The organism is Lysinibacillus sp. NPDC097868, from assembly GCF_044761135.1.
Classification (GTDB): Bacteria; Bacillota; Bacilli; order Bacillales_A; family Planococcaceae; genus Lysinibacillus.
The window spans coordinates 273,667-295,127 of sequence record NZ_JBIWBS010000002.1 but is presented as its reverse complement, the minus strand read 5'-3'; the positions used below and the strand labels follow the sequence as shown (position 1 = coordinate 295,127).

Here is a 21,461-nt window from a genome sequence, read left to right as displayed (position 1 = left end):
CTACTCGAGGTTGGTTCATATTCTTGATTAACCATTGTTTACTCAATGAACACTAATATGAGCTTCCAAATCTAACTCGCTCATTTTAAAATACGTGGTAAATCGATTGGACAAAGCTTGTGTGATGGCTTCACCTTGTTCTTCATCTAATGGTTTTGCATAAACCATGACAATGCCAATATTTTCGTTGCCCTCCTGTAATGGATTGAGCACTACATCTTCTTTCAAAATTAAGGCATTGCTCATCGCAACAAAATTTAACACAGTATTTTGCAACATTTTTCTTTCTCTTGGATTTAACCCCACAGCATCAATTATTTCTACCGTAACATAATTCCTACTCTGCACCTCCATAAAATGTTGTGAAAATTCTTTTATATATTTTACTATTTTTATTTCCTACTGAAAATTATTTAATAAGATGTGAATGGCTAAAGTGGAATGTTAGATTTAACAAATCGGTAGTAGCGAGGGTACAGCTTACGTTGTGTTGAGCGGAAAGGGTCCGCACGCAATGTAAATCAACTGCATTAGCTAAAAAAGACGAACAGCACCTAAAGCTGTTCGTCTTTTTGTATTCTTTAGATTTTAAAGTGACCAACAATTGTATGTAAGTCCATTGCTTGATTGCTCAAATTTTGCGACGGCGCTTATTTCTTGTAAAGATGAAAGTTGTTGCTGAGAAGCTGCTAGTGAACCTTCCAAAGCTATGTATTTATTGAGATCACTGGTGGCATAGAGCTGACTCCTTTTTTCAATAAAATGGATATAATTAGTCATTATAGACTATATTTATTTTTTTATCTATATAGTATTTACTACCATTAATAATTTATTTAAAATAAAAGTATCCCGATTAATTCAAAAAACAGTAAGTATTTTAATAATTATTACTACTGTCGTATGATACAATAATCACAAAATTATTAATTAGCTTATAAAAAATGGATATATAACAAAATAGGAGGAGATATTCAATTGAGTACTGATTTTTTAGAAGATAAACTGCGTGAAACATTTTCACATTTGCAATCAATAGAAGGAGTAAAATCGGTTGATAGCATTCTAGAGCGTTTAAACGACGATAAAATTTTCCCCGAAATTACTACATTAATATATAATTCAAAATTCGAATTAGTTTATTTATACGAGGAGCAACAAGTAGTATTGAAAACTATTAAAGAAGGAATAACGCTCGATAAAAAGTTTATGAACGAAATACATTTGATTCATCAATATAAAGACATGATTGAGTGTATCCTAACAGGAATTATCGCAACTGATAAAATTAAAAACTACTCGCTTAACCTGCTTTCACTAAAATATAGTGAATTAATTCAAAGTATTTAACGGACAACAAAGAACCGATGAACGGGAAATCGCTCATCGGTTTTTTGTTGCAGTCATTGGGTTAGGGAATGGATTATTTTATAAAGTCACCTTGAATTGGTTCTTTATCTTCTGTAAAACGGATGCGTATAGATTTACAATTCATATAGTCTTGTGAGTCCATCACTTGAAAATGTATATGTGGCTCTGAGGAATTTCCTGAATTTCCGCAAAGTGCTATCACATCTCCTTGCTTAACAGTATCCCCTTCTTGTACAAGGCTAGCGTTATTTTTTAAATGGGCCACCATGCTATATTCATGATTTCTATGCTTGATAATGATTAGATTTCCTGCTGGTTCTAATTCATTCATTTCGCCTGGAACATTATCGGTTAGATGATCAATTACCTTGACTACTTCACCATCTGCTGGTGCAATCACTTCTTTATTAAAAGCGAAGTAGTTTTCATTAAGTATTGCAGAATTTTTAAATGTTGCTCCGTTCTTCATAATAACTAAATCATAAGCATACCTTTGTGTTTCGTAAGCATAATGGTAATTGACAAATTCATTTACCCCTCCCCAAAATACATACCACTCATCATTAACAGGCATAATATATGTATTTTGCGTATAATTTTTATCACTTTCCGGAAAGATCAAAAAAGGTTTTAATAATAACCAATGTATCATATTGTTTGAATCTATCATCACGTTTATAGCTTTTTCTTGCTGATCATCTAACCAAATATATTGATTTACGTTGTTTATTGTAATTTCACTGATTAATTCATAGTTTTTAACATTCGAGTTAAAAGACTTCGCTAGCTCATTAAATTGCTCAATAGAAACCATTTTTTTAAATTCTTCATTACATTGCTTATAAATCTCTTCAAATCTCTCTTGTAAAAAAAGCATTCCGAAATTTTGAGGTGTTACTTGTTTAATTGAACTACTTCGCATATGAAACATCCCCTTTACAAAATCTTACTATTATAATTATACGATTGTTTCTGTAATAAGTTTCAAGTTGAGTCACTTATAACAGTTACTTAAAAAATGTATGTAGAGGTTGATAGTTTACGAAAAAAACTCCTTTACGTTGTACAAAACAGTAAAGGAGTTAGATATATGGCAAGATAAACAAAAGTAGCTTCAAAATAAATGAGTGAGTAGTTGTCACTTCCATTTCTTTTGATGGTCATAAAATAAAGTCTCTCTAACCGTCTAGTTCAGTTGATTGGAGCGGAGGGCGACGACTCCTGTGGGAACAGCACAAAACGTAAGACGAAACAGGCGGCGCAACAGCGACGGTTGTGATTTACGGTGTGCCCGCTGAAAGCGCCCGCCCGCAGCGGAAATCATTAGTAGGCGTTATCATTTTGACGTATCCATTCATATTGAATATCAGGTAAATTCTCTTCATTTTCATGACCTCTACCGATAACCTTAAATCCATGCTTTTCATAGAAACGTTGTGCCTTTTCGTTTACTTCAAATGTGTATAATGTTAATCTCCCACTTGATTGGACTTTCGCTTTATTTAATAATGTTTGGCCTATACCGCGCCCCTGGTAATCGTTACGAATATACAGTTGGCTTATTTCACTATCATTATAGGCAATCATGCCAACAACAGTTTCCTCTATAAACGCTAAATCTATTTGAAACTGTTCAGGTAATATATGATTTAAAAAATAAATGTGATTTTCAACGCTATGCATTTCTTTCTGACCAATTGCCTGTTCCTTACTATCTCGCCACATTGCAACTGTTTGCTCAGAAAATTCAGGGCTGTATGGCATGATGCTGATTTTATGTTGCATTAAAGTCCTCCCCCTTTATGAGTAATGTCTAACTGTGGCAGTAAAAAAAAACTTGAAATACAAGGGTCGATGGTAGTCTCACTAGGTCAATTTGGCGACTTTTAACATCTAACATATTTGCGTTTAAAGCCAATTCTTCCTTTATCCATTTCCTTTTGAATACTTTCATAGGCGTGAAGGAAGCTACTTTTTTTATTGTCCTTTTTAAGTTCTACTGGACCAACCGTTTTGGCAGTTGCAAGTGCCATGTCGTGCAGTGGTAAATACGAAACGCCTACCGTGTTTAGGAAGTTATTCATAGCAGATTTTGTTCGTTCAGGCGAATTATGAATTGTGTTTTTCACAGTTTCAAGCATCGTAGCAATCTTGTCTTCGGAAAATTCAACATCTTTTCGATTTCCTAAAAGCCAGCAGTAGCAACTCCAGCCCGCAGACATTCTCAGCTCTTCCCCACTAGCAATCCATTTATCAGCAACTTGTTGTGCAATATCCGCTTCCGCTAAAGTAACAGCTACCACATAATCAGACAACATATAAAAATATGCCGTATCCATCCAACGATCAAAATCAGATTCCGCCATTGCTTTTGGATCGGCAATAATGCCAGCAAAATACATTGCATCATAGTTCCCGGAAGCATAAAGCTCTTCCGCTAAAGGTTGATTAATCTTTATTTTCTTCGCTATAAGCTTCATTGCACCTGTTGCCACTCCAAAAAGCGGCTCATGTGCACCATTAGACATGTATATTTTTTTAGTCCGTTCCTTCCCTAGCGCTTCAAGCTCCTGCATTACTATTTCAAAATTCATTATTTGCACTCCCTTCGTTTTAGCATTTTAATATTTTTGCAATCTCGAATATATCACCATTATCCTATATCAAAGTATCATTTGTCAGCTAAGCTATTTTTTAATGTTTGCATGTTAATAAGTGACTTTTTTCACCTTTTATTTCCTAATACCCACCAGAAATTCTCCTATAATCATTTTTTTTGCTTTTTTATCAACTTTCTATTAATATCACTTAGTTACCATTATTCAGTAAAGCTTAATTAAAATTAAATACGTACGGTTTCTTTTTATTAAATTGGGCAATATACACATTATAACTACAATCAAAATAAAAGAAGTTTCTATGCGAAAGGTAATTTTATTAAAAGCTAACACATCATGATTTAATTCATCAGGAGGTTACATATGCAATACATTATTTCAATTTTAGGTATTCTCATTGTGTTATTTTTGGCTTGGTTGGCAAGTTCCAATCGAAAAGAGATAAAATTTAAACCAATTATCACAATGATTATTATTCAAATTCTATTGTCATTGTTATTATTAAATACAGAATTTGGATTAATCATAATCAAGGGCATAGCTACTGTTTTTAACAAGTTGCTCGAATATGCAGGAGAAGGTGTTTCCTTTGTCTTTGGCGGCTTGGCGAACGAAGGAGAAGCTCCATTCTTTTTAACAGTGTTGCTACCAATTATATTTATTTCTGCATTAATTGGAATCCTACAGCATTTAAAAATCCTACCATTCATTATGAAGGGAATTGGATGGGTATTAAGTAAAGTAAACGGAATGGGAAAACTTGAATCTTATAATGCTGTTGCTTCATTGATGGTCGGTCAATCAGAGGTTTTCATTACATTAAAAAAACAGCTCGGCCTACTTTCAAAACAACGTTTATATACTCTATGTGCGTCGGCAATGTCGACTGTATCTATGTCCATCGTTGGTGCTTATATGACGATGCTCGAACCAAAATATATTGTTACGGCATTAGTTTTAAATTTATTTGGCGGTTTTATTATCGCTACAATTATGAATCCGTACCAAATTGACCCTAACGAGGATATATTAGAAATCGAGCATGAAAAGCAATCCTTTTTTGAAATGCTCGGCGAGTATATTCTTGATGGTTTTAAAGTTGCCATTATCGTCGGTGCTATGTTAATTGGGTTCATCGCATTGATGGCTGGATTCAATAGTGTGTTTGAGCTATTATTCGGCATTTCGTTCCAAAGTATTCTAGGTTATATCTTTGCACCAGTTGCCTTCATCATGGGGATTCCTTTCTCAGAAGCAGTTAGTGCTGGATCAATTATGGCGACTAAACTGGTAACGAATGAATTTGTGGCGATGTTGGATTTATCTGGGGGCGATCATCACTTTAGTGAACGTACAATGGGTATTCTTTCTGTCTTCCTCGTTTCCTTTGCCAACTTCTCATCAATTGGTATCATTGTCGGGGCTGTAAAAAGTCTAAATGAAAAGCAAGGGAATGTAGTCGCACGCTTTGGATTAAAATTATTATTTGGTGCTACACTTGTAAGCGTTCTATCAGGTATCATTGTTAGCTTAATTTTATAAAAAAGAAAAAGGAAGCGGCGTGCACCACTTCCTCAGCGCGTCGACAAAAGGCATTAAGAAGTCATTCTTAATGCCTTTTGTCTTTTTTATCATCGGTGCCAGGCACTCAAACAATTTTACTAGTTGATTGGAATGGAGGGCGGCGACTCCTGCGGGAACGCACAGCACGTAAGACGCAACTAACCGCGCGTTAGCGAGGGTTGCGGCTTACGCTGTGCCCGCGGAAAGCGTCCGCCCGTAACGGAAATCAACGGCAGAAGTCTTTTATATTTATTTTGACTAAACCTTTTTATCCCATGACCACAAATTTTTTATTAAAAGTAGACTGTTTTCATTGCCTATTAAGTTGATTGGAGTGGAGGGCGGCGACTCCTGCGGGAACGCACGGCACGTAAGACGCAACAAACCGCGCGTTAGCGAGGGTTGCGGCTTACGCTGTGCCCGCGGAAAGCGTCCGCCCGTAACGGAAATCAACGGCAGTATTTTTATTTTAATTTAATATCCATTTACAAAGTTCGAGATTGTTTCGATTTCGTCTTCTGTCAGTTCTCTTTGTACGTGTTTTTCATATTCCTTAATAATGTTTTTCTGGTCTCCGCCGAAACGCGCTGTAAAGTTGGCGATTGTTCGAAGTTTCGCTACTTCTTGATTAAACTCTTCTTTAGAAATTGGCTGTTGATGTGAAGGGATATATGTATCCGCATCAAATTGCTCTAATTCATCCAACAAGCGCAGCGTTTCCTGAATTGTATAATTTTCTTTTACAGCGTAAAGATTAGGATAAATACAGTCAGCAAGGAAAAGAATCTTTTCTTCTTTAATATAGACAACTACTGAATCAGAAGCATGGTCCCCTCCAACATGTTGAATGATACAAGTTACCCCACCTAAGTCCATTTCTACTCGTCTTTCAAACGTCACATCTGGTAAAACAATCTTAATATCTCGGTGAGCTTTGAATTCTTCTTTAATGGCTCTAGCGCAAAATTCAATTTCAATTCCCTCTTTTACTCGCTCATCGATTGCTTCATCAGACCATGAGAACGGAATTAATTTCTCCATTTCTTTTTTTGTTGCGATGGAAGCGATGGAAACAATATTACGTAGTGCTGATAGGCCAAAAATATGATCCCAATGCCAATGTGTTAGAACTACTATTTCAGCATTAGGGACCCCCATTTTTAAAAGTTCTTCCTGAAAATATTGTACATGATCTTCCGAGTTACCTGCATCGATCATTAATGTCTTGTTATCGCCTACTACCATTCCTAGAATGGGACGATCAGTTTCTGATATTGGCGTGATATACCAAAAACGTTCACCTATTTTGTTAATTGAGTGCATAATAAATTATCTCCTTTCATTTATCATAGTTTAATTCAAAAAGTAATAATTTACTCTTTAGAAGTTTTTTTTGTGAAATAAGAAGCAATTGCCTGGCGCTTTATCCTACTTGGGTGGATAATATGGGGACTTAAATGATATAAAAGGTTTGGAACTAAAAAGTAAAGGGAAAATAGTGCTTAAATTTAAACTACGAGATGGTACTGACGAAAATATTAACCTTAGAGTTACTTCATTTACAATTATTCAAGTTTCAATACGATGTCGATGTGAAAGTTTCTGCACTAGTCACCAATTAAAAAGATGGAGTGAAATTATATTTTCATTCCATCTTTTATTACTTTATAAATGATGAATTAGGTTGTCGAGGTTTTAAATTGCATTTTATACCTTTTTATTTATATAATTACCATATTTAGTATTTAAATTAACCACTATTTTCCACTTAACGTAGGTTTAATTTCAAATACAATGATTTTTGAAGGAGTGATTGTATGTTGAAAAATATTAATAATTATACTTCAAAAGGAGAATTTACTTCCGTTATACTGGCTTCACTCATGGGATTTTCTCAAGTCATTTTTATTGAAAATGCCATTTCCGGCTTTATTATTTTATTAGCAATTACTATTTATTCTTATAAATTGGGCATCATTTCACTTTTATCTTCTATTGTTGGCACACTAATCGGAAAAATAGGAGGTGCGCAAGAAAATAGTGTTAGGTCCGGTCTATTTGGATATAATTCTGTCTTAGCAGGTTTGTCCATTTCATTATTTTTAACTGGAACTTCTAGATGGGGCATCGCTCTATTAGGAGCAATGATTGCAGCGATCTTTACCGCAACAATGATGCATTTTTTGAAAAATATAGACTTGCCAATCCTTACTTTTCCTTTTATCATCCTAACATGGTTTATCCTTTTAGCTTCTTACAAACTAAACGTATTCCACTTAAGTGAATCTTTAGTACCCCAAAGTTTATCGTACTGGCAACTCAATATTGCAGGTGAGTTAAATTGGACTGTAGGTTTTTTGAATAATATTGAGCAGATCTTTTTTTTGAATCATCCTTTATCAGGTGTACTTCTTTATAGCGCTATATTTTGGGCTAGTTGGAAACTTGGTTTAAATGCTGTGATAGGGAGTGTCGTCGCTTTAGTCTTATCATATGGACTTGGAGGAGAACACGCTTTAATAATAGGCGGTCTTTACGGCTACAATGCGATATTAACATGTATGGCAGTCTCTACTGTATTTAGTACCAAATCTAATCGTTTTAGAATTATTTCAGGCATTCTAGCGACATGTGTAACCATACCGCTTACTGCTAGTTTTAGTACTTGGCTTTTACCATATGGCCTCCCTGTTCTAACGATGCCATTTGTCCTTAGTACTTGGCTTTTCTTAGGTGCTAGAAAGGTAATTCCTAATTTGTAAATAAATGAATTCTTAAGGTGAAGAATTTAAATTGTTTCAAGATTTCCTAAGTACGTGATAACTACCAATAAAAAACATCTTACATAAATACTGGTCGTTTTGCGTACTTTGTATTTCTATTACCCTTTGACTCATCCTCTCCATCACAACCCCAATAAATTCATTCACAACTCACCAGTAATAATAGCTATAAAAAAATTATATACTAGGAAATAAATCAAACTACTATCTGTGAAAACGCTAAATAATTCTCTTTAAGTTAAAATAATTCTCTTTTAAACTATTTTTATGTTGACAATCGTATTTTAAATTTATATACTGTTCCAAATTAAACCATCAAAAGGTAAATTAATCTAACTTAACTGGTACGTACATCACAATAAGTTTACAGCACATAAAAGTTAATCCATTATTCCTACTGTCGTTAAACTTCTTGGATTGCTGGTTGTAGCATTCATCATTATAAGGTTTGTTACTGTCGATCATGTAATAGCTCAAACTTTATTAATTCAAGCTACAATGCCTGCTCTAACATTGTCATCTATTTTATTTAGTAAATATAATGCGAACGATAAATTAGGTGCAATTATAACAGTAATTTCAACAATTTTTTCTTTATTGTCAATACCATTGCTTCTTTTAATTTTTGTTAAATTAAATTACTTTTAGGAGGAATTATATGATAAAGGTTGATTTACTAATAAGAAATGCAAATATTATCACTTTAGATGCTCAAAGTACACGTGCTAATGTTTTAGCTTCTTATAGGGGAAGAATTGTAGGAATTTGGTCTAAAGCTGATTTTAATAAAGCAGAGGATTCGTTAGCTCTCGAAATACATTCTAAAGAACTCGATTTAAATGGTGCAACGTTAATCCCTGGTTTCATCGATACTCATAACCATCTATTTGTATATGCGTTAAATAAGGCACAAGTTGATTGTTCATCTCCGCGAAATAAAAGTATTTCAGATATCATCTACAATTTAGAGGCGTTTCATCAGAAACAAAATGACAGTAGTTGGATTTTAGGCTTTGGCTATGATGATACAATGCTTACCGAGAACCGACACCCTACTAAAGAAGACTTAGATAAAGTAAGTACAGATCGACCTATTATTGTCCTCCATATTTCAAATCATATTGCTGTTGTCAACTCCAAAGTACTGGAACTAGCGAAAATAGATGCTTCTGTGAAAGACCCAGAAGGAGGGCATTTTGGACGAGATGCATCGAATAATTTAAATGGGGTTTTATATGAACATGCAGCAATGAGCTTTGTTTACGATTATATCCCAGCCCCTTTAAAAGAAGAATTTATAGAATTAATTCGCGTCGCTGCTCAAGATTATGTTGCGCAAGGGATTACTACTAATACTGATGCAGCGGTAGGGCATTCAGAATACGATATTCATATAGATGTAATAAGAGTACATCCCATGAGAATGCGATTAATGTTTATGTATAATGTGTTATTGGAAGGTGGCTTTTTTGAAAATTATGATGCAAATCAACTAAATCAGAAAATATTAGAAGACTCTAATGGCATGGCTAAATTAGATAGTGTGAAGCTATTTCAAGACGGCTCGATTCAGGGGCTTACTGGAGCATTACGTCAACCCTATTATAATGATTCAAATTTATATGGGGACCTTATTTTTCCACAACAAACTTTGAACGATTACGTATTAAATTTCCATAATCGTGGCTTTAGAATTGCCACACACGGGAATGGAGATCGTGCAATCGGTTCTATCCTTGAAGCCTATCAACATGCACTTGAAACTTATCCAAGGAGTGACCACCGTCATCGAATTGAACATGTGCAAACTGCTACACCAGAAGATTTGAAATTAATGAAAGACTACAATATTGCTGCTTCATTTTTTATTAATCATGTTTATTACTGGGGCGACCGCCATAAAAACATCTTTTTAGGGCCTGAAAGAGCAGAAAGGATGAATCCTTTGAAAGAAGCAGATGACTTAGGTTTGTTGTATACATTACATTCGGATTGTCCAGTTACTCCGATTTCCCCGCTCTTCTCAATATGGGCAGCGGTTAATCGTGTGACGAGTGGAGGACATGTACTAGGAGAAGAACAAAAAATTGATGTTGAAACCGCATTAAAATCAATGACAATTTACGGAGCTCAATTGAACTTCGACGAACAAGATTTAGGTAGTATTGAAATAGGAAAATTCGCTGATTTTGCAATTTTAGATAAGGATCCAACAGCAGTTGATCCTATGACCATTAAGGATATCAACATTTTATCTACGATAATTAATGGCGAAATTGTATTTGAAAATAAAGAGTTAGCTTTATCAAAGTTAAAATAATTACTATTTCCCCAATAGTAACTATTTATATATGTTAGACAAACTACTGACGATCCCCACCTGTCAGTAGTTTTCCGAATATTACAAAAATTAAGCCTCTATCCTGTTCCTGTGAACAAACTTTAGTAAAGCTTTGCTTTCCGTTTAAGAAGCTACCCTATCCTCAGGAACGGCTTCGACTAATTTTTATTTTAATATCAGAATATTTAGACTTATTATTTCAGACTTATTTTAGAGTCCTAATATCCTCTCTTTCCGATTCATCTTTAAGTGGAAATACCTATAAAAAAATTAAAATACCAAACAATAATTCTCTTTTAAATCATTTTTTTCTACTTAAACACTATTATTATGTTGACAACTATATTTTAAATTTATATACTATTCCAAAATAAACCATGGAATTGTAGATGAATTTAATTCAACTGGTCCGTACGTCATGATAAGTTAAATTTATTTACTATTTAGAAAGGAGTTATTCTATGTCCGCAAAAACATTTTTTAATGTCTTTATTGGTCTTGTTTTACCTGTTGTTAGTGTAATTGCTGGGTTAATTTATTTTCGTTACTCCGAACATTTTATTTTAGGTTTTCCAATTCTTTATTTTTGGATGTTCTTATGGTTCATACTGACATCTATTTGTATTTCTTGTTCTTGGTTTTTCTTCGATAAAAAAAATTATGATTAATAAATGACAAGGTGGGATGGATAATGGCAGTTACAATTTTCATAGGTGTTCTTATTTTTTCTCTAATTCTAGCAGTTCTCTCAAAAGGAAAATCGAAAAAAGACAATGTAGCAGATTATTTAGTTGGTGGCAGGTCTTTTAACGGATTTATCTTATTCTTTCTTGCTATCGGCGAAGTTTATAGTATTGGAACAATTATTGGGTTTCCTGGAGGCATATATGCAAAAGGGGCAAGCTATGGAATATGGTTTCTAGGATACATACTTCTAGCATATCCAGTTGGTTACTTCCTTTCGCCTCTTATTTGGCGGGCTGGTAAACACTACAATGCAATGACCGCTCCTGATTTGTTCAAAAGCCACTTTTCTAGCAGACCTTTAGAGTTACTAGTGGCATGTACGTGTTTACTTTTCCTCATTCCTTGGGGACAGTTACAGTTTGAAGGGCTAATAGTAGCTTTAAATGCTTTAGGCTTCGATTTCCCACCTATTATTGCTGTATTCATTGCTGGTACAATTGCATACGTTTATGTTGCAATTTCTGGCGTTAAAGCACCTGCTGTTATATCGATTTTAAAAGACATTCTTCTATTCGCAGCCATCATTATCGTAGGTTGGGCAGCATTTTCAAAACTCGATGGTGTAAATAATCTATTTACTACTGCAAAGGAACACGGTGCTTCAGTGTCATTTGGTTCAACAGAACAAGTCACGTTTTCAATAACGACAATTATTTTCCAAGCAGTAGCTTTCTATTGTTTCCCATTTATTATAAATGTATTGTTCACTAGTAAATCAGAAGGGACAATTAAACGCGCCCAAAGATTTATGCCACTGTATATGCTTATGTATCCATTCTTAATTGCTGCGGCATATTTTGCTTTAGTTGCTTTACCGAACATTGATAATCCTAACCATGCATTTATCGCAACATCAATTGAATTATTACCGTCATGGGTAGTTGGATTAGTAGCTGCTGGTGCCGCACTATCAGGATTGTTAGTACTAGCCGTTATATCTTTAGTAGTCGGTGGTATTTTTACTCGTAACATTGTGACAAGTATTCCAGAAAATAAACAACGCAAATGGTCACAAGTCGTTGTTATTGTTTATTTATTAATTTCAATGTTGTTAACTGTATCACTTCCAAGTCTAATGCTAAATCTAATCAACACAGCTTATTTTGGCTTTGGTCAAATATTACCTGGTATTCTTTCAATTATTTTTTGGAAAAGAGCTACAGCTATAGGAGTGGGTGCAGGTATTCTAACTGGTACGGCAATCGCCTTATCCTTCCAATTTGCAGGTATCAGTATTTTTTCAATCAATACCGGACTTATTGCATTATGTTTTAACTTCCCTGTCTTGATTATCGTGAGTCTACTGACATCTAAAAATAAACAGCTGCTAACACCTATAGTATCTGTGCGCATGGAAAAATAGTTTAATAATGATTGTTTTAGGAAGTGCATGAAATGGAGTATTCTGTTGTCTTTGAATCAATTCTATTAATAGGTTTTATGATTTTAATTGGTGTATTCCTTGCTCGCGTTACGCCTATTAATGAGAGTACTCGGAAAACCTATACGCTTATTATCGTGAATGTAGCAATGCCCTGTATTATTCTGTCGAGCATATTTAAGGTAGATATTAGTCCTACGATTCTTAAAAATATCGGAATGGTATTTGGACTATCAATTATTATTTGTCTAATTGGCATTTTAATAGGATGGCTATTGATCACTATTTTTGATAAGGAAAGTTCGATTAAACCAGAAGTTGCCCTTCTCTCTGGCCTTGGCAATACAGGTTTTATCGGGATACCATTATGTGCTGCGATTTTAGGCCCTAAAGGTGCTTTATATGCTGCCATTTTTGATGCAGGTGTGGACTTGGTCATATGGACTGTTGGCGTTATGTTGCTACAAAAATCGATAAAATTTTCATTTAGCACGTTGAAATCGATGATTAATATACCAACTATTGCAATTGTATGTGGCTTATTCTTTGCTTTTGTTAATTATCGTCCTCCCGTCATTTTTATTACGTTAACAAATCAATTAGCTGCACTTGCATCGCCACTTGCCATGTTTTATATCGGAATACTAATCATGTCTGTAAACAAAGCTCAATTTACAGCACTTAAAAGTAAATCGATCATTCCTACATTGGTTAAACTCCTTGGTTTGCCGGTTGTTGTGTTCATCATCATAAGTTTTATTACTGTCGACCAAGTCATTGCACAAACGTTATTAATTCAAGCAACAATGCCTGCTCTGACATTATCATCTATTTTATTTAGTAAATATAATGCGAATGATAAATTAGGCGCTATTGTTACAGTTATTTCCACAATATTTTCATTATTATCGATACCGTTACTTCTATTAATATTGGTTAAATTAAATTACTTTTAGGAGGTCAATAAAATGTTAAAAGTTGATTTACTTATAAAAAATGCAAATATTATTACTTTAGATGCTCATAGTACACGTGCTAATGTTGTAGCTTCTTTTGAGGGAAGAATCGTAGGAATATGGTCTCAAGATGAATTTAATCAAATTAAAGATTCTTTAGTTTTTAAACAAGACATGAATGAAGTAGATTTAAATGGCGCAACGGTAATCCCTGGTTTCATCGATACACATAACCATCTATTAATATATGCGCTAAACAAGTCTCAAGTAGATTGTTCCCCTGCAAATAATAAAAGTATTACCGATATCATTTATAAGTTAACGGAGTTCCATAATGAACGAGCTGACAGCAGTTGGATTTTAGGCTTTGGCTATGATGATACAATGCTATTAGAAAATAGACACCCTACAAAAGAAGACTTAGACAAAGTAAGTACGGATCGCCCTATATTTATCCGCCATATTTCAAATCATCTTGCAGTTGCAAACTCAAAAGCACTGGAAATCGCAGAGTTGGATGCTTCTATTCAAGACCCAGATGGAGGTCATTTTGGTCGAGATGAATTCAATAATTTAAATGGTGTTTTATATGAGCCAGCTGCTATGGACTTAGTTTTTAATAGTATACCTACTCCATCAAACGAAGAAGTAATTGAGTTAATTCGAATAGCTTCACAAGATTATTTAGCACAAGGAATCACAACGAATACGGATGCAGGGGTTGGATTAACCTTAGGTCCAATAGAATACGATATCCATATTGAAGCTTTGAAAGAAAAAGCACATCCAATGAGAATGCGATTAATGATTATGAATGATTTGTTATTGGAAGGTGGCATTTTTGAAAAGTATAATGCTTCTCAGCTTAATGAGAAAATTTTAGAGGATTCTAACGGCAGGGCCAAATTAGATAGCGCAAAACTATTCCAAGATGGCTCGATTCAGGGGCTTACAGGCGCATTACGTCAACCCTATTATAATGACCCGAATTTATACGGGGACCTAATTTTTCCACAACATATTTTGAACAATTACGTATTAGATTTCCATAATCGAGGCTTTAGAATAGCAACACACGGCAATGGAGACCGTTCCATAGGCTCTATCCTTGAAGCTTATCAATATGCACTTGATATTTCTCCAAGCAGTGATCATCGTCATCGAATTGAACATGTGCAAACTGCTACACCTGAAGATTTGAAATTTATGAAAGACTACAATATCGCTGCTTCATTCTTCATTAATCATGTTTATTACTGGGGCGATCGTCATAAAAATATCTTTTTAGGGCCTGAAAGAGCAGAGAGAATGAACCCACTCAAAGAAGCTGATGATTTAGGCTTGTTGTATACATTGCATTCTGATTGTCCTATTACGCCTATTTCTCCACTCTTTTCAATATGGGCCGCAGTTAATCGCATGACGAGAGACGGGCATGTACTAGGTGAAGGACAAAAATTAGATGTTGAAAGTGCATTAAAATCTATGACGATTTACGGTGCCAAATTGAATTTCGACGAACAGGATTTAGGTAGTATTGAAATAGGGAAATTAGCTGATTTTGCAATTTTAGATAAAGACCCTACAGCCGTTGATCCCATAACAATTAAAGACATCAATATTTTAGCTACGATTATTAACGGTGAATTTGTATTTGAAAGTAAAGAATTAGCTTTTTCAAAGTGAAAATAATTACTATTCCCCAATAGTAACTATTTATATATTATTAAAAAACTACTGACTCCCCATTTGTCAGTAGTTTTCTGTTGCCAAACAAAAGTATCTGTTATGAGCCTGTAAACTTACTTTATTAAAACGTTGATTTCCGTTCACGAGGATTCCTTACCGCATGCAAGAGTGACGCGCCTTCCACTCCAATCAATGAGTAACGCCTACTTATTTAAGTTCATTATCCATTTTTACTGCTTTTTTAAACGTTGAGATTTGAAATGAAAAGCATACATACCTGGATTATAATCAGCAATACAGTATTCAATGAGATCGCCATTAATATCATAAACAAAGCGATTCAGATGGAGTGAATTACTGTTTTCTTTAATATTAAGCAATTTACAATCCTCTTTAGAAATAGGCTTACTCGTAATCACCTCATCCGCATCATGCAATTGTATATTCATTTCGTCCTCTAACAAGTCATATAACGTACCACTTTTAATATCCAGTTTAGAAAGCTTTTCACCAATTTCTATTGGATAGTATTGTGTCTCAATGGCTATTGGCATATCATCTGCATAGCGTACGCGTTTAATCAAATATGCTTCAGCTAAATTGATCGCTTCTTTTACTTCATCAGAAACCGTAATAATCCCATGTTTAATTAACTTCGTCCCCGGCTTCATCCCCATATTCTCAATACTTTTAGTCGTACTAATTAAATTACCCAACCAGTAATGAACGGGTTTTCTAGTAATATATGTACCTTTGCCATGTCTTTTCTCCACAATACCATCTATTACTAATTGTGAAATGGCTTCCCTTACTGTACTTCTACTAACACTGTATTCTTCCATTAATTCACGTTCACTTGGTATTTTACTTGTATAAATACCTTGATTAATTTTCTTTTCGATCATTTTTCTTAACTGGATATGGAGAGGTATTGGATTATTTGAGTTAATCATTAGTACACTCCTTTCGATAGTAAGTTTGTATAGGGTTAATTAGTTTGATATACATACCATACATAAATTAATCCTAAAAGTAACTGCATACCCATAATTATCATTACTTCTATTATATATAGACCTATAAGACCTCGTCCACATCAGTGCGTTTTATCTTAATATATTACGCTAATATTGCCGTATAAACTCGTCACTCAACATAGGAGGACACCGTAGTTATATATATTTTATATAAATCACTTAGTAAAAATATATTATCCATATTAAAATCTGGTCTTTATAATGAAAGTATCACTACTAAAAGGAGGCACTTGAATGGAGTTTAATAAACTTGGCAATAGTGGATTATCTGTGAGCAAGATCGCATACGGCAACTGGATAAATCATGGGGGCAAAGTAGACGAAGACACTGCAAATGAGTGTGTGAAAGCTGCACTAGATGTTGGCATAACAACATTCGATACTGCGGATGTATATTCAGATACGAAAGCTGAAGAAATACTCGGTCGTTCTTTAAAAGGTATTCGACGCGAGAGCATTGAACTTTGCACAAAGGTCTGCCATCCAACTGGAAACGGGCCAAATGATAGAGGTTTATCACGAAAACACATTTTTGAAAATTGTAATGCCTCTTTACGTAGGTTGCAGACTGATTATATTGATGTCTATTATGCACACCGATTTGACCCAACTACTCCCCTTGAAGAGACAATGTTAGCCTTCGCAGATCTTGTCAGACAAGGTAAAGTTCTATATATCGGGGTAAGTGAGTGGACATCAGAACAAATTACCCGTGGTGCAGCACTTGCACGGGAATTGAATATCCCTCTTATCGCAAGCCAACCCCAATATTCAATGCTGTGGAGAGTTATCGAAAATGACGTAATCCCAACCTGTCAACGTGAAGGTCTAGGACAAGTAGTATGGTCGCCTTTAGCACAAGGAGTTCTCACAGGAAAATATTTACCTCAACAACCCGTACCAACACAATCCCGTGCTAACTCTTCAGCAGGTAAACCATTTTTCAATAAACTTGCACAACGTTGGATGAACGACAATGTTCTTACTGCTATCCAACATCTTAAACCTATCGCACAACAGATTGATCTTTCCCTTGCTCAGCTCTCAGTAGCTTGGGTGCTGCAAAATCAAAATGTTTCCTCAGCAATTATCGGGGCATCGAGTCCAGAACAGGTAAGAGAGAATACCGTAGCTGCTAGTGTCAAATTAGAGCCTGAAATAATGCAGCAAATTGATAAAGTACTGGAAGGTCTCATTGAGTACGATCCAAGTAAAACAGGTTGAGTTTATGCATGATAAAGCTTTAACTAAATAGCAATCCTTCTTACCCATCCTAAGTGGATGGGCTTTTATTTTTGGTGGTCAAGATGGACAAGTGAATATACTTCTCGAACAACTGTTAAGAAATGTTCTGCTACTGCAGATGTTTCATCTTTTCTCCAGCAAACATAAAGGTTTACTTTTGGTGTAGTTTGTTGGATTTTTTTATAGATAACACCAGGACGTTTATAGCTTTCTACCGACGAAGGAACAACAGAAACGCCCATTCCTGTTGCAACTAAATTAACAATCGTATGCATTTGAATAGCTTCTTGAACAACATTTAAATTTACGCCATGCTCCCAAAAGAAGCTAATAATTAAATCATAAAAATTTGAACCCATTTGACGAGGAAACAAAATAAATGGTTCACCAATTAACAATTCGACTGGAATTTCAGACAATTTGGCGAAAGGATGGTCTTGATGTAAAGCTACTCTTAAAGATTCTTCAGAACAAACTTCAGAAGATAGTATTTCGTTGTTCTGTTTAGACCGAATAAATCCAATATGAATTTGTTTTTCATAGAGTGCCTTTATTTGCTGCTCCGTTGTCATTTCACGCAATATAAGATGGATTTTAGGAAAGCGTTCTCGAAATATATTAAGAACTTCTATAACGATTTCTGTGGAATCGACAAATCCGATTATTAAGTTCCCTATTTTACCTTCAGCAGCAAGTTGTGTTTCCTCTATTGTTCTTTCTAACTGCAACAGCGTTTGTTGAGAACCTGCTAAAAAAATCTTTCCAGCATCCGTCAGTTCAACCATTCTTTTTGTCCGATGAAAAAGTTGCACGCCCAATTCTTCTTCCAATTTACGAATTTCTTGGCTTAAAGGAGGTTGTGCCATTCTGAGACGTTCTGCTGCACGACTAAAGTTCAATTCTTCTGCAACCATTATAAAATAGCGAATTTTCCTAATATCTATTTTTATGCACCCCTTCTGAAAATCCTATAAGCAACTATTTACATCATTTTAGCATAATCTCCCATTTTAATAATTAGGAAAAAGAACTACCTTCGTTTTTGCCTAAATAAAAATAAGTATATCCTTGCCATGTCGGCAAAAATACACTTATTTTTTCATGAAAAGTAAAATTCGCATACGCTTAACAAAGTGTAAATGGCTTTTCAACTGTCAAACTGCTTCTATAAAAGTTGTAACTTTGACCTTTGCGCTTTCGTACTAAATAATTGCGTTCCATTAAATAATGCACAAAGGTAATTACTTGAATAAAAGCAGCTCCTCGAAGCTCTACAGGCTTATGTGCATACACCTGATTCGTTATTTCCTGTGCGGTCGCCCCTTCTTCAGGTATTGCATTTAAAATTTGCTGACATTTGTCTGTATAATGTGCCATTAACCGTGATACGCGCTCATTAAAGTCTTCAATCTGTGTCCCATGAGCAGGCAATGCATCTTGAATTTTCAATTGACCTAAGCTTTCAAATGTCGCCAAATATAAGGCAAGAGGATTTTGCATGTGTGTAGAAGGCATGACAATCGGGTTAATAATTTCTAATAAATGATCACCTAAAAATAACACGCCTGCCTCTTTTTCATAAAAGCAATAATGATCTGACGAGTGCCCTGGTGTCCAAATTGGCTGCAAATTAAATGTTTCACTCTCAATCATTTGATGCTCTGAAAAAATAACATCTACATGTACTTGAAATGGTTCATAACGATTAAATACTGCTGAAGCAGCTTTATCTTGCACCATCCCATAATCAGCCAGAAAAGATAAACTTCCATCTTCGGTAATTCCTTTTTCAAAACGTTCCCGTCTGCTTGTTAACTCCTCATAACTTCGTTGAGACATCCAAATAGTTGCCTCATACTCATCTTGGAGCCATTTTGCCAAGCCAAAATGATCAATATGCAAATGTGTGATGAGCACACGATTAACTCGGCGTTGACCAATGACCTGCCGCCATATTTCTTTTGACTCAGCATTATCATCACCTGTATCAATAATTATAATACCAGAAGGCTCTTCAATTACAAAGCAGTTAACACTACGTAAATCATAAGGAATCGGCAATGTAACAACTTGCCAATTTAAAAGTTTTTGATTTTGCATTTTTACACCTCTACTTAATTATTCTATTATTCTGTCTTTTTATGTTAAGATAATAGCACTTCTTATGGAAAGGATCCAACTTATGGTACAACAAATCGATTTATTTATTTATAATGCCGTTATTTTAACACAATCAACGTCTGTACCAATCGCTACAAGTATGGCCATTCTTAACGGGAAAATCATTGCTTTATTTGAGCATAATGATTCTTCACCCTATCAAGCTAAAATAAGTATTGATGCACAGCAAAAAGTAATTTTGCCTGGTTTCATCGATGCACATTGTCACTTACAAGCGATGGTTAGCGAGCCGTTTAATATACATATACCAACATCATACCAAACGAAAGAGGCATTTTCGGCTTATCTTCTTGAGCAAATTTCACGTATTCCTAACGGTAATTGGGTTCGTATTAATGGCTATCATCCTTTTCATTTCCCCCATATAGAACCTTTATCTATGGCAATGCTGGATGAGCTTTCTACCAAACACCCAATCCGTGTACGCTATGTAACGCGGCATACATCCGTGTTAAACAGTAAGAGCTGGGACTATTTTAAACAAGCTTTAGAAAATCATTCTAATAACGGCATCCATATTGAGCTTGATTCACTTGGACAGCCTACAGGTATCATTCATGGAGCCGACGCTTTACTAAATGAATTTGTTTTACCGAAATTACCTGAAGAACAGTGGTTAGCGGGCATAGAAGCATTACAATCAAAGCTTCTATCTTTAGGCATTACTACAGTTTGTGATGCATCTCCAACTACATCAGCATCTCAGCTTGCAATATGGAAAAAAGCTGCTCAACATTTTTGGAAAATTCCAGTTCATTGGATGACCGGTAGCCCCCACTTTGAGGACCTAGCAAAGAATCTACAACCTATACCAATATTTAAACGGAATGCCTTAAAAATTGTGTTGGAGACAATGCCAGAAATTTATCCTACAAAGGATGCCGTTGTACAAATGATGAAACAAGCATTTCTCGCAAATAGCCCAGTTGCCATTCATGTTGTAAATCCCGAGATGGTTTGGCATGCTATTGATTCTTTACAAACGGCACGTCAGCAACTCCCTGAAGTAAAAGGAGTTTGTCGCATTGAACACTTAAGTTTATGTCCCGAAGCTTTTTTCGATATGGTACATGAACTCCAAATACAAGTTGTCACAAATCCTCCGTTTATCGATATTCATGGAGATCGGTACTTACAGCACGTAGACGAAAATGAGCACAGTTGGCTCTATCCAGTGAATTCTTTACTACAACGCGGCATAACAGTCGCAGCTGGTTCAGATGCACCCGTTGCTCCTATCTCCCCTTGGCTTGGTATGCATGCTGCATGTACAAGGCAAAGTAAGGATGGCTTACAAGTAAATATACGAGAGGCTGTTTCAAGACTAGATGCGCTTAACCTTTATACGACTCATGCCGCTTTAGTTATCGGTGAGCAACACCAAATAGGGCAACTTGCACCAGGCTTTGACGCTAATTTTATTATTGTCGAACACCATCCTATTAACTGCACCGTGGCTCAGCTCCAAAACATGCAAGTATTAGAGACATGGATTGCTGGTGAGCGACTTTATCATTCTTCATAACAAATATTGTAATTCGAGCAACAT

General features: G+C 35.1%; 19 protein-coding genes. 11 read left to right on the top strand and 8 right to left on the bottom strand.

The features are described from left to right. Positions 1-42: 42 nt before the first annotated feature. A complete protein-coding gene (locus tag ACIQXJ_RS16270) occupies positions 43-279 on the bottom strand; it encodes a hypothetical protein (protein WP_403055082.1) in 237 nt (78 codons plus the stop codon). 699 nt (positions 280-978) lie between these two features. Between ACIQXJ_RS16270 and ACIQXJ_RS16265 the strand changes: the two genes are divergently transcribed. After that, entirely contained in the window at positions 979-1,350 is a 372-nt protein-coding gene (locus ACIQXJ_RS16265; RefSeq protein WP_403055084.1) for a hypothetical protein, read from the top strand. A 73-nt stretch (positions 1,351-1,423) separates the two neighbouring features. Here ACIQXJ_RS16265 and ACIQXJ_RS16260 read toward each other — a convergent pair whose 3' ends face one another. The 3 genes from ACIQXJ_RS16260 to ACIQXJ_RS16250 form a co-directional block, all read right to left on the bottom strand. Then, positions 1,424-2,293 (bottom strand): M23 family metallopeptidase, encoded by an 870-nt coding sequence (locus tag ACIQXJ_RS16260; RefSeq protein WP_403055086.1) that lies wholly within the window; start codon positions 2,291-2,293, stop codon positions 1,424-1,426. A gap of 401 nt (positions 2,294-2,694) precedes the next feature. Next, the gene (locus ACIQXJ_RS16255; RefSeq protein WP_403055088.1) at positions 2,695-3,156 is read right to left on the bottom strand and encodes a GNAT family N-acetyltransferase; all 462 of its coding nucleotides are present in this window, start codon (positions 3,154-3,156) and stop codon (positions 2,695-2,697) included. A 101-nt stretch (positions 3,157-3,257) separates the two neighbouring features. Beyond that, the gene (locus ACIQXJ_RS16250; protein ID WP_403055090.1) at positions 3,258-3,965 is read right to left on the bottom strand and encodes a DNA alkylation repair protein; all 708 of its coding nucleotides are present in this window, start codon (positions 3,963-3,965) and stop codon (positions 3,258-3,260) included. A gap of 387 nt (positions 3,966-4,352) precedes the next feature. On the opposite strand from ACIQXJ_RS16250, the gene ACIQXJ_RS16245 reads away from it, so the two are divergent. Further along, positions 4,353-5,531: a NupC/NupG family nucleoside CNT transporter gene (locus ACIQXJ_RS16245; protein WP_340822632.1), complete on the top strand. Its 1,179-nt coding sequence runs from the start codon at positions 4,353-4,355 to the stop codon at positions 5,529-5,531. A 495-nt stretch (positions 5,532-6,026) separates the two neighbouring features. On the opposite strand, the gene ACIQXJ_RS16240 is transcribed toward ACIQXJ_RS16245, so the two are convergent. Beyond that, positions 6,027-6,875 carry an MBL fold metallo-hydrolase gene (locus ACIQXJ_RS16240; RefSeq protein WP_403055092.1) on the bottom strand — a complete coding sequence of 283 codons (849 nt, stop codon included), beginning with the start codon at positions 6,873-6,875 and terminating at the stop codon, positions 6,027-6,029. 494 nt (positions 6,876-7,369) lie between these two features. Here ACIQXJ_RS16240 and ACIQXJ_RS16235 point away from each other — a divergent pair, with 494 nt between their 5' ends. From ACIQXJ_RS16235 to ACIQXJ_RS16205, 7 genes are all read left to right on the top strand, one after another. Further along, positions 7,370-8,314 (top strand): urea transporter, encoded by a 945-nt coding sequence (locus tag ACIQXJ_RS16235; protein WP_403055094.1) that lies wholly within the window; start codon positions 7,370-7,372, stop codon positions 8,312-8,314. 438 nt (positions 8,315-8,752) lie between these two features. Beyond that, a complete protein-coding gene (locus ACIQXJ_RS16230; RefSeq protein WP_403055096.1) occupies positions 8,753-8,983 on the top strand; it encodes a hypothetical protein in 231 nt (76 codons plus the stop codon). Positions 8,984-8,993: 10 nt separating this feature from the next. Beyond that, positions 8,994-10,655 carry an amidohydrolase gene (locus tag ACIQXJ_RS16225; protein WP_403055098.1) on the top strand — a complete coding sequence of 554 codons (1,662 nt, stop codon included), beginning with the start codon at positions 8,994-8,996 and terminating at the stop codon, positions 10,653-10,655. Between the two features lie 482 nt (positions 10,656-11,137). Then, positions 11,138-11,344, top strand: a complete 207-nt coding sequence (locus ACIQXJ_RS16220) for a DUF3311 domain-containing protein (RefSeq protein ID WP_403055100.1) — start codon at positions 11,138-11,140, stop codon at positions 11,342-11,344. Positions 11,345-11,367: 23 nt separating this feature from the next. After that, entirely contained in the window at positions 11,368-12,786 is a 1,419-nt protein-coding gene (locus ACIQXJ_RS16215) for a sodium:solute symporter family protein (protein ID WP_403055102.1), read from the top strand. 32 nt (positions 12,787-12,818) lie between these two features. Beyond that, positions 12,819-13,760, top strand: coding sequence for an AEC family transporter (locus ACIQXJ_RS16210; protein WP_403055104.1), 942 nt, complete (start codon positions 12,819-12,821; stop codon positions 13,758-13,760). Between the two features lie 12 nt (positions 13,761-13,772). Then, a complete protein-coding gene (locus ACIQXJ_RS16205; protein ID WP_403055106.1) occupies positions 13,773-15,446 on the top strand; it encodes an amidohydrolase in 1,674 nt (557 codons plus the stop codon). 233 nt (positions 15,447-15,679) lie between these two features. Here the strand turns inward: ACIQXJ_RS16205 and ACIQXJ_RS16200 are convergent, their stop codons facing one another. Next, positions 15,680-16,402, bottom strand: coding sequence for a GntR family transcriptional regulator (locus ACIQXJ_RS16200; RefSeq protein WP_403055108.1), 723 nt, complete (start codon positions 16,400-16,402; stop codon positions 15,680-15,682). A 318-nt stretch (positions 16,403-16,720) separates the two neighbouring features. Between ACIQXJ_RS16200 and ACIQXJ_RS16195 the strand changes: the two genes are divergently transcribed. Continuing rightward, positions 16,721-17,710 (top strand): aldo/keto reductase family protein, encoded by a 990-nt coding sequence (locus tag ACIQXJ_RS16195; protein ID WP_403055109.1) that lies wholly within the window; start codon positions 16,721-16,723, stop codon positions 17,708-17,710. A 65-nt stretch (positions 17,711-17,775) separates the two neighbouring features. Here ACIQXJ_RS16195 and ACIQXJ_RS16190 read toward each other — a convergent pair whose 3' ends face one another. Then, positions 17,776-18,675 carry a LysR substrate-binding domain-containing protein gene (locus ACIQXJ_RS16190; RefSeq protein ID WP_403055575.1) on the bottom strand — a complete coding sequence of 300 codons (900 nt, stop codon included), beginning with the start codon at positions 18,673-18,675 and terminating at the stop codon, positions 17,776-17,778. Positions 18,676-18,856: 181 nt separating this feature from the next. Then, positions 18,857-19,831 (bottom strand): MBL fold metallo-hydrolase, encoded by a 975-nt coding sequence (locus tag ACIQXJ_RS16185; protein ID WP_403055111.1) that lies wholly within the window; start codon positions 19,829-19,831, stop codon positions 18,857-18,859. Positions 19,832-19,913: 82 nt separating this feature from the next. Between ACIQXJ_RS16185 and ACIQXJ_RS16180 the strand changes: the two genes are divergently transcribed. Further along, on the top strand, positions 19,914-21,437 hold the full coding sequence (locus ACIQXJ_RS16180) for an amidohydrolase (RefSeq protein WP_403055113.1): 1,524 nt from the start codon (positions 19,914-19,916) through the stop codon (positions 21,435-21,437). The last annotated feature ends 24 nt before the right edge of the window (positions 21,438-21,461 follow it).